Annotated in this window: 13 protein-coding genes; 12 read left to right on the top strand and 1 reads right to left on the bottom strand. The window is 60.5% G+C overall.

All coding sequences use genetic code 11. The annotated features are described in order from the left end of the window. Position 1 precedes the first annotated feature (1 nt). The 5 genes from ftsW (at position 2) to ACQZ40_RS11200 (ending at position 5665) form a co-directional block, all read left to right on the top strand. Positions 2-1156: a putative lipid II flippase FtsW gene (gene ftsW, locus ACQZ40_RS11180; protein WP_065655812.1), complete on the top strand. Its 1155-nt coding sequence runs from the start codon at positions 2-4 to the stop codon at positions 1154-1156. 6 nt (positions 1157-1162) lie between these two features. Continuing rightward, positions 1163-2299 carry an undecaprenyldiphospho-muramoylpentapeptide beta-N-acetylglucosaminyltransferase gene (murG, locus tag ACQZ40_RS11185; RefSeq protein WP_448747952.1) on the top strand — a complete coding sequence of 379 codons (1137 nt, stop codon included), beginning with the start codon at positions 1163-1165 and terminating at the stop codon, positions 2297-2299. After that, positions 2296-3711: a UDP-N-acetylmuramate--L-alanine ligase gene (gene murC, locus ACQZ40_RS11190; protein ID WP_065655814.1), complete on the top strand. Its 1416-nt coding sequence runs from the start codon at positions 2296-2298 to the stop codon at positions 3709-3711. The genes murG and murC overlap by 4 nt, the downstream gene beginning before the upstream one ends. Beyond that, positions 3708-4673: a UDP-N-acetylmuramate dehydrogenase gene (gene murB / locus ACQZ40_RS11195; protein WP_448747953.1), complete on the top strand. Its 966-nt coding sequence runs from the start codon at positions 3708-3710 to the stop codon at positions 4671-4673. The genes murC and murB overlap by 4 nt, the downstream gene beginning before the upstream one ends. A gap of 182 nt (positions 4674-4855) precedes the next feature. Beyond that, positions 4856-5665, top strand: coding sequence for a GGDEF domain-containing protein (locus tag ACQZ40_RS11200; protein ID WP_065655956.1), 810 nt, complete (start codon positions 4856-4858; stop codon positions 5663-5665). Positions 5666-5740: 75 nt separating this feature from the next. Here ACQZ40_RS11200 and ACQZ40_RS11205 read toward each other — a convergent pair whose 3' ends face one another. Next, complete coding sequence (locus tag ACQZ40_RS11205) at positions 5741-7045, bottom strand: MFS transporter (protein ID WP_078051851.1); 1305 nt, start codon at positions 7043-7045, stop codon at positions 5741-5743. Positions 7046-7588: 543 nt separating this feature from the next. Between ACQZ40_RS11205 and ACQZ40_RS11210 the strand changes: the two genes are divergently transcribed. The 7 genes from ACQZ40_RS11210 to recN all read left to right on the top strand — a co-directional run bounded on the left by ACQZ40_RS11210 (position 7589) and on the right by recN (position 16630). Beyond that, the gene (locus tag ACQZ40_RS11210) at positions 7589-8515 is read left to right on the top strand and encodes a D-alanine--D-alanine ligase (RefSeq protein ID WP_125145597.1); all 927 of its coding nucleotides are present in this window, start codon (positions 7589-7591) and stop codon (positions 8513-8515) included. Then, positions 8503-9435: a cell division protein FtsQ/DivIB gene (locus ACQZ40_RS11215; protein ID WP_448747954.1), complete on the top strand. Its 933-nt coding sequence runs from the start codon at positions 8503-8505 to the stop codon at positions 9433-9435. The genes ACQZ40_RS11210 and ACQZ40_RS11215 overlap by 13 nt, the downstream gene beginning before the upstream one ends. Next, on the top strand, positions 9432-10763 hold the full coding sequence (gene ftsA, locus ACQZ40_RS11220) for a cell division protein FtsA (protein WP_003513208.1): 1332 nt from the start codon (positions 9432-9434) through the stop codon (positions 10761-10763). The genes ACQZ40_RS11215 and ftsA overlap by 4 nt, the downstream gene beginning before the upstream one ends. A gap of 92 nt (positions 10764-10855) precedes the next feature. After that, complete coding sequence (ftsZ, locus tag ACQZ40_RS11225) at positions 10856-12616, top strand: cell division protein FtsZ (RefSeq protein WP_448747955.1); 1761 nt, start codon at positions 10856-10858, stop codon at positions 12614-12616. 265 nt (positions 12617-12881) lie between these two features. Then, positions 12882-13841 (top strand): UDP-3-O-acyl-N-acetylglucosamine deacetylase, encoded by a 960-nt coding sequence (gene lpxC, locus ACQZ40_RS11230; protein WP_003522208.1) that lies wholly within the window; start codon positions 12882-12884, stop codon positions 13839-13841. 233 nt (positions 13842-14074) lie between these two features. Further along, the gene (locus ACQZ40_RS11235) at positions 14075-14941 is read left to right on the top strand and encodes an outer membrane protein assembly factor BamD (RefSeq protein ID WP_003522209.1); all 867 of its coding nucleotides are present in this window, start codon (positions 14075-14077) and stop codon (positions 14939-14941) included. A 15-nt stretch (positions 14942-14956) separates the two neighbouring features. Then, a complete protein-coding gene (gene recN, locus ACQZ40_RS11240) occupies positions 14957-16630 on the top strand; it encodes a DNA repair protein RecN (protein ID WP_125145598.1) in 1674 nt (557 codons plus the stop codon). The last annotated feature ends 57 nt before the right edge of the window (positions 16631-16687 follow it).

The following is a 16687-nucleotide window of genomic DNA, read 5'->3' on the forward strand; positions in this document are numbered from 1 at the left end:
CATGGTAAGCCGAGTTGATCGCGGTCCGGTCGCGGAGTGGTTCTGGACCATCGACCGTTTCTTTCTGGCGGCGTTCATCGCGCTGATGGGCATCGGCCTGATGCTGTCCTTTGCGGCCTCGCCTGCGGTTGCCGAGCGTATCGGCCTCAACAGCTTCTTCTTCGTCGAGCGTCAGGCGATGTTCATGGTGCCGTCGCTCGCGATCATGGTCGGCCTGTCCTTCCTGTCGCCGCGTCAGGTGCGACGCGTCGCGGTCATCATGCTTATCGTTTCGCTGCTGATGATGATCTTCGCGTTGTTCTTCGGCATCGAGGTCAAGGGTGCGCGGCGCTGGATTTCCATCGGCACCTTCTCGATCCAGCCGTCGGAATTCATGAAGCCGGCCTTCGTCATCGTCTGCGCATGGCTGTTTGCCGAACGGGCACGCCATCCTGAAATTCCCGGCAATCTCTTCGCCATCATCACCTTCGGCATCGTGGCGGCGCTCCTGATCGCCCAGCCGGACTTCGGCCAGACGATCCTGACCTCCGTGGTCTGGGGCGGCATGTTCTTCATGGCCGGCGTGCCGTGGTTCTGGATCATCATGCTCGGCGGCGTCGGCGTCGGCGGCATCATCTCCGCCTATCTGATGCTGCCGCACGTGGCCGGTCGTATCGACCGTTTCTGGACCGGCGAAGGCGATACGTTCCAGGTGGATACGGCGCGTGAGGCTATCATTCGCGGCGACTGGTTCGGGCGCGGACCGGGCGAAGGCATCGTCAAGCGCATCATTCCCGACAGCCATACCGACTTCATCTTCTCGGTGGCGGCGGAAGAATTCGGCATCGTTTTCTGCATGTTCCTCGTCGCGATCTTCGCCTTCATCGTGCTGCGCGGCCTGTCGCACGCCTTCAAGGAAAAGGACGATTTCTGCCGCTTCGCCGTGGCCGGCCTCGTGCTGCAGATTGGCATGCAGTCTATGATCAATATCGGCGTCAATCTGGAACTGATGCCCGCCAAGGGCATGACGCTGCCGCTGATTTCCTATGGCGGTTCGTCGATGATGGCGATCTGCGTGACCGCCGGCTTCCTTCTGGCGCTGACACGCCACAGACCCGAAAAGCGGGCGCAGGAGCGGAGTTTCTTCCGCGTCGGTTCCGGCGTTCCCGCGGAGTAAACGATCATGAGCAAGGGTATTGTTCTTCTTGCCGCCGGGGGAACCGGCGGCCATGTCTTTCCAGCCGAGGCGCTCGCGCACACGCTGAAAGCGCGCGGTTATCAGGTGCACCTCGTTACCGACAGCCGCGCCGAGCGTTATGCCGGCAAGTTTCCGGCGGATGAAATCCATGTTGTGCCGTCCGCCACCATCGGCTCGAAAAACCCGATTTCCGTGGCGCGTTCGCTCTGGAAGCTTTGGGTCGGCCTGCGCGCCGCACGCCGGCTGGTGGCGAAACTGAAGCCGGTAGCAGTTGTCGGTTTCGGCGGTTATCCCACCGTGCCGCCGCTTCTGGCATCCACCGGGCTTGGCGTTCCGTCCATCATTCACGAGCAGAATGCCGTAATGGGCCGCGCCAACAAGGCGCTGGCAGGCCGGGTGAAAGCGATTGCCGGCGGTTTCCTGCCGCCCGCCAATGGCCAATATTCCGACAAGACGGTGGCGACCGGCAATCCCGTTCGCCCGGCGGTGCTGGCGGCGTCGGAGATACCCTATACGCCCTCGCAGACGGGTGAGACATTCCAGCTTGTCGTTTTCGGCGGCAGCCAGGGCGCGCAGTTCTTCTCGAGCGCGGTGCCTGCGGCGATCTGCCTGCTGAAGGATGAACAGCGCAAGCGCATCGTCGTCACCCAGCAGGCGCGGCCGGAAGACAAGGACAGCGTGGTCGCCTCCTATCAGAAGCTCGGCGTGAAGGCGGATGTTTCGCCCTTCTTCGGCGACATGGCGTCGCGCATCGGCGATGCCGATCTGGTCATCAGCCGCTCGGGCGCATCGACCGTATCGGAGCTTTCGGTGATCGGCCGCCCATCTATCCTCGTTCCGTATCCGCATGCGCTCGATCACGATCAGGCCGCCAATGCGGCAGCGCTTTCGGCGGCGGGCGGGGCAAGCGTCATCAAGCAGGCGGAACTGTCGCCGCAGAAGCTTTCCGGCCTGCTGTCCTCAGCGCTTTCGGAGCCGGATCGTCTTTCGGCAACGGCGGCGGCAGCAAAGGCGACGGGCAAACCGCATGCGGCGGATGTGCTGGCCGATCTGGTGGAGGCGATTGCCTCCGGCCGGTCCGTGCAGGAATTCAAGAAGAAGAATGAAGGAGTTGGGGCATGAAGATGCCGAAAGCCATAGGCCTTGTGCATTTCATCGGCATAGGCGGGATCGGCATGAGCGGCATTGCCGAAGTGCTTCACAATCTCGGCCACCGCGTTCAGGGGTCGGATCAGGCCGACAGCGCCAATGTGCAGCGGCTGCGCGACAAGGGCATCGAGGTTTTCGTCGGTCATACGGCGGATAATATCGGCGATGCCGAGGTCGTGGTCGTTTCCACCGCCATCAAGAAGAACAATCCCGAACTCATCGCGGCGCGTGAAAAGCACCTGCCGATCGTTCGCCGGGCCGAAATGCTGGCCGAACTGATGCGTTTCCGTAATGCCATCGCCATCGGCGGCACCCATGGCAAGACCACGACCACCTCCATGGTCGCAACCCTGCTGGAAGCCGGCAATCTCGACCCGACCGTCATCAATGGCGGCATCATCAATGCTTACGGCACCAATGCCCGCATGGGTGAGGGCGAGTGGATGGTGGTGGAGGCCGACGAGTCCGACGGCACCTTCCTGAAGCTGCCGGCCGATGTGGCTGTCATCACCAATATCGATCCGGAACATCTCGACCATTACGGCAATTTCGATGCCGTACGCGCCGCATTCCGTCAGTTCGTCGAGAACGTGCCTTTCTACGGTTTCGGCGTCATGTGCCTCGATCATCCGGAAGTGCAGGCACTGGTCGGCCGCATCGAGGACCGCAAGGTCATCACCTATGGCGAGAACCCGCAGGCCGATGTGCGCTTTTCGAATGTGCGCATCGACGGCACGCGCTCGGTGTTCGACGTGGAAATCCGCCGTCGCCGCACGGGCAAGATATTCTCCTTCAAGGACCTCGTCCTGCCGATGCCCGGCCGCCACAACGTCTCTAATGCGACGGCGGCGATTGCGGTTGCCAATCGTCTCGGCATTTCGGAAGCCGACATCAAGAAGGGCCTTGCCTCCTTCGGCGGCGTCAAGCGGCGTTTCACGCTGACGGGCGAAGCCAATGGGGTGCAGGTTTTCGATGACTACGGCCACCATCCGGTGGAGATCAAGGCCGTGCTGAAGGCGGCGCGGGAGGCCTGCAAGGGCCGCATCATCGCCGTGCACCAGCCGCACCGCTATAGCCGCCTTTCCAGCCTGTTCGACGATTTCGCGCATTGTTTTAACGATGCCGACACGATTATCCTTGCTCCGGTCTATGCCGCGGGCGAAGATCCGATCGAGGGCGCAAGCTCGGAAGCGCTGGTTTCGGCCATCAAGGCAGCCGGCCACCGGGACGCCCGTTTTCTCGAGAAACGGGAAGATCTCGCCTCAGTGGTTGCAGGCATTGCGAATCCGGGTGATTTCGTGGTTCTCTTGGGGGCTGGAAATATCACGCAATGGGCAGCGGCGCTGCCTTCGGAATTGAAGAGCATATCAGGAAAGTCTGAATGAGACAGGTCGATGGGGTTAAATTGCTGGGGAGGCTCGGCGACGGGGTAAATGAATTGCGGGGACGTCTGACACCGGATGCGCCCATGGACCGCGTGACGTGGTTCAGAGCCGGCGGTCTTGCGGAAGTCATGTTCCAGCCGCACGATACCGACGATCTGATTGCCTTCCTGAAAATTCTGCCGGAAGACGTGCCGTTGACCGTGGTTGGCGTCGGCTCGAACCTTCTGGTGCGCGATGGCGGCATTCCGGGCGTTGTCGTCCGTCTGTCCGCCAAGGGCTTTGGCCAGGTGGAGCTTGCCGGTGAAAACCGCATCAAGGCGGGCGCGATCTGCCCTGACAAGCATATTGCCGCTATGGCCATGGATAATGGCATTGGCGGGTTCCATTTCTATTACGGCATTCCCGGCTCCATCGGCGGTGCGCTGCGCATGAATGCGGGCGCCAATGGCGGCGAGACGCGCGAGCGTGTCGTGGAGGTCTATGCGGTCGACCGTCAGGGCAACCAGCATGTGCTTTCCAATGCCGATATGGGCTACAGATATCGCCATTCCGGCGCCGATGCAGGTCTGATCTTTACGGGCGCGCTGTTTGAGGGTTATCCCGAAGACAAGGCGAAAATCCGGGCCGATATGGACGCCGTGCGCCACCACCGCGAAACCGTGCAGCCAATCCGCGAGCAGACGGGCGGTTCCACCTTCAAGAATCCCGAAGGTCATTCCGCCTGGGAACTGATCGACGAGGCGGGCGGTCGCGGTCTGGTCATCGGCGGCGCGCAGATGTCGTCGCTGCATTGCAACTTCATGATCAATACCGGCCATGCCACCGGTTACGATCTGGAATATCTGGGTGAGACTATCCGCAAGCGGGTGTTCGAGAAGTCGGGCATCCGGCTGGAATGGGAAATCAAGCGCCTTGGCCTGTTCATGCCGGGCCGGGAAGTGGAGCCGTTCCTCGGGGCTTAAGCCTCGGCGAATGCTGCCAATTGCAAGAAAAACCTGCTGTTGATCTGGCCGTTTCATGTATCGTAACGGTCAATCAACAATTTTTGCCATATTATCGGGGCGAAGCGACGTCTCGTCCTTCTATTAAATTACTTTTTATCAGGAAATACCAACGGCATTACGTGATCTAGGCGCTTTTGAGCATGATGTTGGGTCTTTGGAAAAAACCGATCGAAATGATAAGTTTTTCGGTCGCCACGTCGGATGGCCGCAGGCGGCTCGAGCCGCTTGAATTCTCCATTCGTATCGCTTGTCTCGTGACGATCATTGTCATCCTGATGTGCATGGGCGGCCTGACCCTTCTCGCGCGGTTCGGGCTGGTAACCGATCTCTTCAACGGCATCATGTTGAGTGTGACGCTCGGCGGGACGGTGGCGTTTACGGTTACATTGCTGGTCTGTTGGCTGAATTCCAGGGAAGTGAAAATTCTCGTGCAATCCCACGAGCGCTTCCTGCATCTGAGCCATACGGACGCCCTGACCGGCCTTAGCAACCGGCTCGGCCTTTATGCTGCATGCGCTGAACTGGGCAGCGACTATTGCGTCGCCTTTCTTGATATCGATCATTTCAAGAAGGTGAATGACAGATACAGCCACCTTGCCGGTGATCTCGTCATCTCGAACGTCGCCCGCAGGATAAGGGAGCATTTCGATTCTTCTGCGCATGTCGCCCGCCTGGGTGGCGAGGAATTTGTCGTTGTGCAGGAAACCAGCCCGCTCGCCTTTCTGCAGATGTGCGAAAGGGTTCGCGCAGCCATCGAGACCACCCCGGTGGAGTATCAGGATTTGCGGATCACGGTGACGATTTCGATTGGCGTGGCGTTTCGCGGCGACGCCGACATTTTCGACAAGGTCATGCACAATGCCGATCTGGCGCTCTATCGGGCAAAGGAAGGAGGGCGCAATCGCGTCTGCATGACCGGTCATGTGGAGCGGCGCCAGGCCGTGGCGTAAGTGTTAAAACAGGCAAACAAAAGCCCGCGAAACGAAGGTTTCGCGGGCTTTTTAATGTCTGGCAATCCGTTCGGATCAGACTTCGTCCTTGCGGGACAGAAGAATGCAGGCGAGCGTGATGAGCGCCGATACGCAGAGATAATAGCCGACATACCCCATGCCGTAATTCACCTGCAGCCATGTGGCGATGTAGGGCGCCAGCGATGCGCCAAAGATGCCGGCCATGTTGAAGGTGATGGACGAGCCGGTGTAGCGCACGCGGGTCGGGAAGGGGGCGGCGAGCGCCGTTCCGATCAGGCCGTAGGTCATGCCCATCAGCATCATGGCAAGAGCCGCGAAGACGAAGATCGAGCCTTCGCCACCGGACATCAGGCTTGGCAGGAGGAACGAGAACAGGCCGATCAGCACCGTCGTCAGGATCAGGATTTCACGACGACCGAATTTTTCGGCGAGCTTGCCGGCGATCGGAATGAAGATGCCGAAAACGATGGAGCCGAGGATCTGCACTTCCAGCGCGTCGAGGAACGGGATTTTCAGGACCTTGACGTTGTAGGACAGAAGGTAGGCGGTGCCGATGTAGAAGAGCACGAAGGTGGCCAGCGCCACGAAGGTGCCGAGCACGAGGCTGCGCTTGTGGTTGCGGAACAGTTCCGCGACCGGTACGGCCACACGTTCTTCCTTTTCGATTGCCTTCTGGAAATCGGGCGTTTCGGTGATGGACAGGCGAACCCACATGCCGACCGCGATCAGGATGATCGAAGCGACGAAGGGAATGCGCCAGCCCCAGCTCAAAAGCGCTTCCTGAGACATGAAGTGCAGCAGGATCCAGAACACACCGGACGAAAGGAACAGGCCAACGGGGGCACCGAGCTGCGGGAACATGCCGTACCAGCTGCGCTTGCCCGGAGGGGCGTTTTCCGTGGCGAGCAGGACGGCGCCGCCCCATTCGCCACCAAGGCCGAAACCCTGGCCGAAGCGGCAAAGCGCGAGCAGCAGCGGCGCCAGAACGCCTGCCGTCTCATAGGATGGCAGCAGGCCGATCACGACAGTCGAGACGCCCATGGTCAGCAGCGCCGCGACAAGCGTGGTCTTGCGGCCGACGCGGTCGCCATAGTGGCCGAAGACCACAGCGCCCAGCGGGCGGGCGAAAAAGGCGATGGAGAAGGTGGCGAAGGACGCCAGAAGCGCCGTCATCGGGTCATTGTTCGGGAAGAACAAAGTGGGGAACACGAGCACTGCGGCCGTGGCGTAAACGTAGAAATCGAAAAACTCGATGGTCGTGCCGACCAGGCTGGCAGTGAGAACTCGTGCAGGCGAATTTGTCTTTACAACGTTCGAAGTGTCAGCGGTCGGCGATACCGGAGATATCGCGTCGGTCATGGTATTGGTTCCATTTTGGATGATTGCAATGTCATGCCTTGGGAGGCGACGACTGCGTTAACGCAATTTTTGTTCTTATGGAATGCTAAAAAAGAAATAATGCAGATAATGTGATCCATCAGTGCGACACGTGTGGTTATGCCTCTTGGAGATGCTTTGGCGATTGAGAGACTGATTCAGGCCGCGGTTTTAAAACGCTGAAACGCCAGATAATTTTCCCTGGGGAATAATCCCGTCTGTTAACGTTTCGGCCTTGCCTTTATCGCGGAGCGGCAGACGCACGAGCGCCGTTTTATTTCCGATCATTGAAAACCTGCATGTTGCAATCCATGCAACTCTCTGATTCCAAGGAGGGAATCCGGATCGGTGCTGATTCTTTAACGAAACTCGGCACGTTGGACGCGGCGGTTAACGAAAGTAAACGATTCATTAACCTTAATGGCGTTTAACTGATCTCAAGGGTCATGTGCCAGAATCACCGTTCGTCAAATTCGGTCGGTTCGGAGCGTGGTTCGTAACGGAGAGTTGGTGTCAGAGGTATCGATGAGCGGCAAGCACGTAGCTGTTCTTTTGGGTGGATTTTCGTCGGAGCGGCCGGTCAGCCTGTCGTCGGGCAACGCTTGCGCGCAGGCTCTGGAAGACGAGGGCTACAAGGTCACCCGGGTCGATGTGGGGCGCGATATCGCCGCTGTGCTTGCCGAGCTGCGCCCGGATGTCGCCTTCAACGCGCTGCACGGTCCCTTTGGCGAAGACGGCACCATTCAGGGCATTCTCGAATATCTCGCCATTCCCTATACCCATTCCGGCGTGCTCGCTTCCGCGCTCGCCATGGACAAGGCGCAGGCCAAGAAGGTTGTCGCTGCTGCCGGCATCCCGGTGGCTGCCGAGCGCGTCATGAACCGCTTCGATTTCACCAGCGAACATCCGCTTGCACCCCCTTATGTCGTGAAGCCGGTGCGTGAAGGTTCGAGCTTCGGCGTCGTGATCGTCAAGGAAGACCAGTCGCACCCGCCGCAGATTCTCACCTCTTCGGAATGGCGCTACGGCGATCAGGTCATGGTCGAGCGCTATATTCATGGCCGCGAACTGACCTGCGGTGTACTCGACGGCGAGGCGCTGGGCGTCACCGAAGTGGTGCCGCTCGGTCACAATTTCTATGATTATGATGCGAAATATGCGGCTGGTGGCTCGAAACATGTCATTCCCGCAGAAATTTCACCGAAAATTTACCAAAAAATTCAAACACTGGCGGTTATGGCGCATCGGGCGATCGGATGCCGTGGCGTAAGCCGTTCAGACTTTCGTTACGACGACCGTTTCTCAGAAGATGGCGAAGTTATCTGGCTTGAAGTGAATACGCAGCCGGGCATGACGCCGACCTCCCTGGTGCCGGAAATGGCGGCTCATGCTGGCCGCTCCTTTGGTAACCTTGTCAGCTGGATGGTGGAGGACGCTTCGTGTTTGCGGTGATCGGCAAAAAGTCGACGGCAAAAAAGCGCGAACAATTCGCGGCGGCGGCCAGCGCCGACGACCGCATGGTATTGCCGCGTCCCCTGCGTCGCTTCGTGCGTTTCGGTGTCAGCCTTGCGACCGGACGCATTCACATTCCCGCCCATACCGGTACGATTTCGGCCGTCGCCTTTTACGCGGTGACCGGGCTTTACGGCATGTCGCTCGGCGGGCACACCAATATCGTTACCCAGACCACGACATCGGCCGCAGGTTTTGCGGTCGAGGACGTGAAGGTTTCCGGCAATCTGCAGACCTCCGAAATCGAAGTGTTTCAGCTTCTCGGCCTCGATGGAAGCACCTCGCTGATCGCGCTCGATATCGATGCGGCGCGCCGCAAGCTGGTGCAGCTTCCCTGGGTGGAAGATGTCGATATCCGCAAGGTGTACCCCAAGACTGTGGAAGTCCGGCTGAAGGAGCGTCAGGCCTTCGGCATCTGGCAGCATGGAACGGAACTGTCGCTGATCGAAAAAAGCGGCAGCGTGATTGCGCCGCTGCGGGACAATAAGTTCGCCGCCCTGCCGCTCTTCGTCGGCCGTGACGCGGAAACGGGTGCTGCCGGTTTCGTCGAGCAGCTGGCCGACTGGCCGGAAATCCGCAACCGTGTCCGCGCCTATGTCCGCATTGCCGGCCGCCGCTGGGATCTGCATCTCGATAACGGCATCGTCGTCAAGCTGCCGGAAGAAAACCTGCCGCAGGCGCTGCAATTGCTGGCGCGGCTCGATCTCGAGGAAAAGGTGCTGTCGCGCGATGTCGCCGCCGTCGATCTCCGGCTCGCGGACCGCACCACGATCCAGTTGACCGAGGGCGCCACGGAACGCCGTCAGGCCGCTGTCGACGCGCGCACCAAGGCTCTCAAGAAGGTGGAGAAGAACACATGAGCTTTTTCGGTTCTTCCCATTTCGGCCTGCCTCGCCTGAAGCCGCTTTCTTCCAAGCGCAGCCACATCGTTTCGGTGCTCGACATCGGCTCGACCAAGGTCGTGTGCATGATCGGCCGGCTGACGCCGCGCCAGGAAAGCGAAATCCTGCCGGGCCGCACCCACAAGGTCGAAATCATCGGCATCGGCCACCAGCGTTCGCGTGGCGTGAAGTCAGGCGTGATTGCCGACCTCGATGCGCTGGAAGGCGTTATCCGTCTTTCGGTCGATGCGGCCGAGCGCATGGCGGGGCTTACCGTCGACAGCCTGATCGTCAATGTTTCGGCCGGCAGGCTGGCAAGCGATATCTATACCGCGAGCATCGATCTCGGCGGGCAGGAAGTGGAAGCAAGCGATCTGCGCAAGGTTCTGGTGGCGGCAAGCCAGCAATCCATGCGTCAGGACCGGGCCATCCTGCATTCGCTGCCAACAGGTTACTCGCTGGATGGCGAGCGCGGCATTCGCGATCCGCTCTCCATGTATGGCGATCTTCTCGGCGTCGACATGCATGTCGTCACGGTCGAACGCACCGCGCTGAAGAACCTCGAGCTTTGTGTGAACCGTGCGCATCTGTCCGTCGAAGGCATGGTGGCGACGCCTTACGCCAGCGGTCTTGCAGCGCTGGTAGACGATGAAGTTGAACTCGGCTGTGCCGCCATCGACATGGGCGGCGGCACCACGACGATCTCGGTTTTCGCCGAAGGCCGTCTCATTCACACCGACGCGATCGGCCTTGGCGGCCATCACGTTACGACAGATCTTGCACGAGGCCTCTCGACACGAATCGAAGATGCAGAGAGACTGAAGGTGGTGCATGGTTCGGCTTTGCTGAATGGCGCGGATGAGCGCGACATGATTTCGATCCCGCCGATTGGCGAAGACGATCGCGATCAACCATCGCAAGTTTCAAGAGCATTGGTCACCCGTATCGTACGGGCGCGTATCGAAGAGACGCTGGAATTGATCCGTGATCGCATCCAGAAGTCCGGCTTCAGCCCCATCGTCGGCAAGCGCGTTGTCCTGACCGGCGGCGCAAGCCAGCTGACGGGGCTGCCGGAAACGGCACGGCGCATTCTTGCCCGCAACGTTCGTATCGGCCGCCCCATGGGGGTCGCCGGTCTTCCGGTGGCGGCGAAGGGACCGGCATTTTCAACCGCCTGCGGACTGATGATCTATCCGCAGGTGGCGGACATCGAAATTCATGCGGCGCAAGGCGGAATGTTCTCGCCGTTTGGTACGGGTAGCGGCCGGATAGCCCGGGTGGGGCAATGGCTGAAAGAGAGTTTTTGAGTGGCCTCGTGGCGTAAGCCGGAGGTTTCAGAGTTGAGTTTTCAAGAATCGGCCAGCGGGGCGATGCGGCCAGAGAAAGAAGGAATGTTAAAATGACGATACAGCTGCAGAAGCCTGATATCACAGAGCTGAAGCCACGCATCACCGTCTTCGGTGTTGGCGGTGGTGGTGGTAACGCTGTCAACAACATGATCACGGCCGGCCTTCAGGGCGTCGACTTCGTCGTCGCCAACACGGATGCCCAGGCGCTGACCATGACGAAGGCAGATCGGGTCATTCAGCTCGGCGTCAACGTCACCGAAGGCCTCGGCGCCGGTTCGCAGCCGGAAGTCGGCCGCGCTGCCGCTGAAGAATGCATCGACGAGATCATCGACCACCTGAACGGCACCCACATGTGCTTCGTCACCGCCGGCATGGGCGGCGGCACCGGCACCGGCGCTGCTCCCGTCGTCGCACAGGCTGCCCGTAACAAGGGCATCCTGACGGTCGGCGTCGTCACCAAGCCTTTCCACTTCGAAGGCGGCCGCCGTATGCGTCTTGCCGAACAGGGCATCGAGGAACTGCAGAAGTCCGTCGATACGCTGATCGTAATTCCGAACCAGAACCTCTTCCGTATTGCCAACGACAAGACGACCTTCGCCGACGCCTTCGCCATGGCCGACCAGGTTCTCTACTCCGGCGTTGCCTGCATCACCGACCTGATGGTGAAGGAAGGTCTCATCAACCTCGACTTCGCCGACGTTCGCTCGGTCATGCGTGAAATGGGCCGCGCGATGATGGGCACCGGCGAGGCTTCCGGTCCGGGCCGTGCGATGCAGGCTGCGGAAGCGGCAATCGCCAACCCGCTGCTCGACGAAACCTCGATGAAGGGTGCACAGGGCCTGCTGATCTCCATCACCGGCGGTCGCGACCTTACCCTGTTCGAAGTCGACGAAGCTGCGACCCGTATCCGCGAAGAAGTCGATCCGGATGCGAACATCATCCTCGGCGCAACCTTCGACGAAGCTCTGGAAGGTCTCATCCGCGTCTCCGTCGTTGCGACCGGCATCGACCGCGTTGCAGGCGTCGGCGAACAGAACGTTGCCGATATGCGTGCCGCAGCAGCCGTTGCCAAGCCGCTTATCCGTCCTTCCGCGGCCGTTGCTTCCGCTCCGGCCGCAGTTCAGCCTGCTCCAGCAGTATCGCAGGCACAGAAGGCCGTAGACCCGATCGCCCAGACCATCCGTTCGGCAGAAGCCGAAATGGAACGCGAACTCGGTTTCGCCGCACACCAGCAGCCCGCTCAGGATTTCCGTCCGCAGAGCAAGCTGTTCGCATCTTCTCCGGCTGAAGCGCCGGCGGCTCTCCGTCCGGCCCAGCCGGTTCAGCAGGCCGCTCCGGCACCGGTCGCTCCGGCGCCCGTCTATCATGCTCCGGAACAGGTTGCCGTTCCGGCGCCGCGCATGCAGCAGCCACAGGCTCCTGTCTATCAGGAACCCGCACCGGTTGCCCGCCAGCCCGAGCCGGTTCGCATGCCGAAGGTCGAAGACTTCCCGCCGGTCGTCAAGGCCGAGATGGAACATCGCACCCATGCCGCTCCTGCCGCCCAGGAAGAGCGTGGCCCGATGGGTCTTCTGAAGCGCATTACCAACTCGCTTGGCCGCCGCGAAGAAGAAGAAGTTCCGTCCGACATGATGGATGCGCCGAGCATGGCGCCGCAGCAGCGCCGCGCGCCGCTTTCGCCGGAAGCCAGCCTCTACGCACCGCGTCGTGGGCAGCTTGACGACCACGGCCGCGCAACGCCTTCTTCGGCCAGCCACCACGACGACGACCAGCTGGAAATCCCGGCCTTCCTGCGCCGCCAGTCCAACTAAGGGCGATTCCATCTGCCTCTTCGAACGCCCGGGTTTCACGATCCGGGCGTTTTGTTTATTTTACGTTATTAACACTAAATTAATTCATGTTTTCAAAGGTTTACGCGTGTAACAATCCGAAACGAACAGTGATTTGTCGTGGCACCTACATGTGCGTATGTATGAGGCTGGGTAAAGGAAAACACGGACTTGGCCGGTTGCCAAACCGGCTCGAAAACTTGAACGGCGCTCAAGCGGCGCGGTTTGCAAAACAAGGCATATTCGCATGACTATCGGACTGCTCGGATTTCAGACAACTATCGCAAATGCTGTTCAGCTCAAAGGCATTGGCGTGCATTCCGGCAATCCGGTTTCGATGACCTTCCAGCCCGCAGAAGCCGGAACGGGCATCGTCTTCCATCGCCTTCATGACAATGGCAGCGTTACCGAGTTGAAGGCGGTTTCGGCCAATGTCGGCAATACCGACCTGTGCACCGTGCTCGGCCGTTCGCTTTCCCAGTCGGTGGCGACGATCGAGCACGTCATGGCCGCCATCTACGCCATGGGCCTCGATAACCTCATCGTTGAAGTCGACGGTCCGGAAGCGCCGATCATGGACGGCAGCTCCGCACCTTTCATCGAAGCGATCGAATCGGTCGGCATCAAGAGCCTCGGCGTGAAGCGTCGTTATATTCGCGTCACCAAGCCGGTGCGCATCGATTCGGGCGCCTCCTGGGCGGAGTTCCGTCCCTATGACGGCACGCGCTTCGAGGTCGACATCGATTTCGACACGCCGCTGATCGGCAAGCAGTCCTGGAAGGGCGACCTGACGGCGGAGAGCTTCAAGAACGAACTGTCGCGCGCCCGCACCTTCGGCTTCATGCGTGATGTGGAGCGCCTGTGGGCCGCCGGTTATGCGCTTGGCTCCTCGCTTGAGAACTCGGTCGTCATCTCCGACGACAACAGCGTCATCAACATGGAAGGCCTGCGTTACGCCAAGGACGAATTCGTCCGTCACAAGACGCTGGACGCCGTGGGCGACCTGGCGCTCGCCGGCGCACAGTTCATCGGCTGCTACCGCTCTTATCGCGGCGGCCACAAGGTCAATGCGAATGCGCTGAAGGCGCTTTTGAGCGACCGCACTGCCTACGAGATCGTCGAAGCGCCGGCCGCCCGCAACCAGATGGTGCGCGCCCGCGAATTCGTTGCGGTCAACATGCCGGAATTCGCACCCTGGTCTGCGTGAATTCCTTCGCAGGCTATCAATTGACAGAAAAAGCCGCTCCCTTTGGGGCGGCTTTTTCGTGATGCGAACAAGAAGTTGCGTAATATCGCCTGATATTCATGCGATTGCACGGGTCGATGCCATAAAAATGCGTTAATGCGTCATCATTGCGTTGCCCTGCGGATGCTTTTATGGCTAGAACGCCAGTGCAAAGCCGATGCTTATGTATTTGCGCGGGAAGTGGGAACTGTCGAATGAAGCATGTAGGGTCTGGTGCAATGAAGGGTACGATGCGGGGGATCGCCGTCTCGTTGATGTTGGTCGGCGCGAGTGTCGCCGTCACGGCCTGCCAGTCCGATCCGGATATCGACATCACCAAGCTCGGCGTCGAGACCGATCCGCCGGATGTTCTGTACAAGCAGGGGCTTGCCAACATGAACGCCGGTAACATGACGGAAGCCTCACGCAAGTTCGAGGCGATCGACAAGCAGTACCCCTTCACCGAATGGGGCCAGAAGGCGCTGGTGATGCAGACCTTCATTGCCACGCGCACCAACAAGAACGATGTGGCCATTACCAATGGCAGCCGGTTCCTGCGCCAATATCCGCGCTCCAAGGATGCCGCTTACGTTCAGTACATGATCGGTCTTGCCTATTCGAAGCAGATTTCCGACGTCACGCAGGACCAGCGCGCCGCACAGCGCACCGTCGAGGCGATGAACAAGGTCGTCAACGACTATCCCGATTCGGAATATGTCGCCGACGCTCAGGCCAAGATCCGTTTCGCCCGCGACCAGCTCGCCGGCCGCGAAATGCAGGTCGGCCGTTATTATCTTGAGCGCAAGGAATACCTCGCCGCCGTTTCGCGTTTCCGCATCGTCGTCGAGCAGTATCAGAACACCAACCAGATCGAGGAAGCGCTGGCGCGTCTGACGGAAGCCTATTATGCGATGGGCCTGGTGGACGAAGCGCAGACCGCGGCCGCCGTTCTCGGCAACAACTATCCTGACAGCCAATGGTATTCGGATTCCTACAAGCTGCTGAAGGGCAGCGGGCTGGAGCCGCGGGAAAACAAGGGGTCCTGGATTTCGCGCGCCGGCAAGAAGCTCATCGGCGCCTGAGACGGGGCATAGGCCATGCTGGTCCAGCTCTCGATTCGCGATATCGTTCTCATCGAAAGGCTCGACCTCGGTTTCGAGGCGGGCCTTTCCGTGTTGACGGGCGAAACGGGTGCGGGCAAATCCATTCTTCTCGATAGTCTCTCGCTGGCGCTTGGCGGGCGTGGCGATGGCGGCCTTGTGCGGCACGGGGAAGAGAAGGGGCAGGTGACCGCCACTTTCGAAGTCCCGAACAATCACCCGACACGGCTTCTCCTGCGTGAAAACGGTCTCGACGACGATGGCGACCTGATTTTCCGCCGGGTGCAATCCTCTGACGGTCGCACCAAGGCCTATATCAACGATCAGGCCATCAGCGTGCAAATGATGCGCCAACTCGGGCAATTGCTGGTCGAAATCCATGGTCAGCATGATGATCGCGCGCTTGTCGATACCGATGCACACCGCACGCTGCTGGATGCTTTTGCCGGGCTGAGCGATGAGGCTCGCGCCGTTCAGGGCCTCTACCGCACCTGGAAGGATGCCGAGCGTGTGCTGAAGACGCACCGCGCCAAGGTGGAGGCGGCAGCGCGCGAGGCGGATTACCTTCGCTCTTCCGTCGAGGAACTGGAAACGCTCTCGCCGCGCGACGGTGAAGAGGATGAGCTGGCCGAACGCCGGGCGGTGATGCAGAAGTCCGAACGCATTGCCGGAGATATCGCCGAGGCCAGCGAGTTTCTGAACGGCAATGCCTCGCCCGTGCCTGTCATTGCTTCAATGATGCGGCGTCTGGAGCGCAAGAGCCACGAAGCACCGGGATTGCTGGAAGATACGGTGCAATTGCTGGACGCCGCGCTCGACAGCCTTTCCAATGCGCAGATGGAAGTGGAGGCGGCGCTGCGCCGCACCGAATTCGATCCGCGTGAGCTGGAGCGGGTGGAGGAGCGGCTGTTCGCGCTGCGCGCTGCCGGGCGTAAATATAACGTTGCCGTGCCAGATTTGCCGGCTCTCGCCGAAAAAATGGTGGCCGATCTCGCCGATCTCGATGCCGGCGAAGAAAAGCTTGGCAAGCTCGAGGCCAATCTCGGCGTGGTGAAGGCTGATTTCGACCGTGCCGCGCAATCCCTTTCCGAAAAACGCCGCCATGCGGCGGATGCGCTTTCCAATGCGGTGATGGCAGAGCTGCCGGCGCTGAAGCTGGAGCGGGCGCGGTTTACCGTCGAGGTGACCTCCGATGCCGAACAGGCGACGGCCGACGGTATCGACACGGTGGAATTCCACGTCCAGACCAATCCTGGCACCCGGCCCGGCCCGATCATGAAGGTGGCCTCGGGTGGCGAATTGTCCCGCTTTCTGCTGGCGTTGAAAGTGGCGCTGGCAGATCGCGGTTCGGCACCGACGCTGGTGTTCGATGAAATCGATACGGGTGTCGGCGGCGCGGTGGCGGATGCCATCGGCCAGCGGCTGCGCCGCCTGTCGAAAACCGTGCAGGTTCTGTCCGTTACCCATGCGCCGCAGGTGGCGGCACGGGCGGCGACCCATCTTCTCATTTCCAAGGGCCCATCCGGCGACGGCAGCGAGCGTATCGCCACGCGCGTAGCCACCATGGAGCCGAAACACCGCACCGAAGAGATTGCCCGCATGCTCGCCGGCGCGTCGGTGACGGACGAGGCGAGGGCTGCGGCGGCTCGCCTGCTGGCGGCCAAGGACTGACCGCTGCCCGCTGCGTTGTGCGAGCGGATCCGGCTTGTGAGTCCAGCGGCAAAACTG

This window comes from Agrobacterium sp. 16-172Ci (assembly GCF_053522725.1).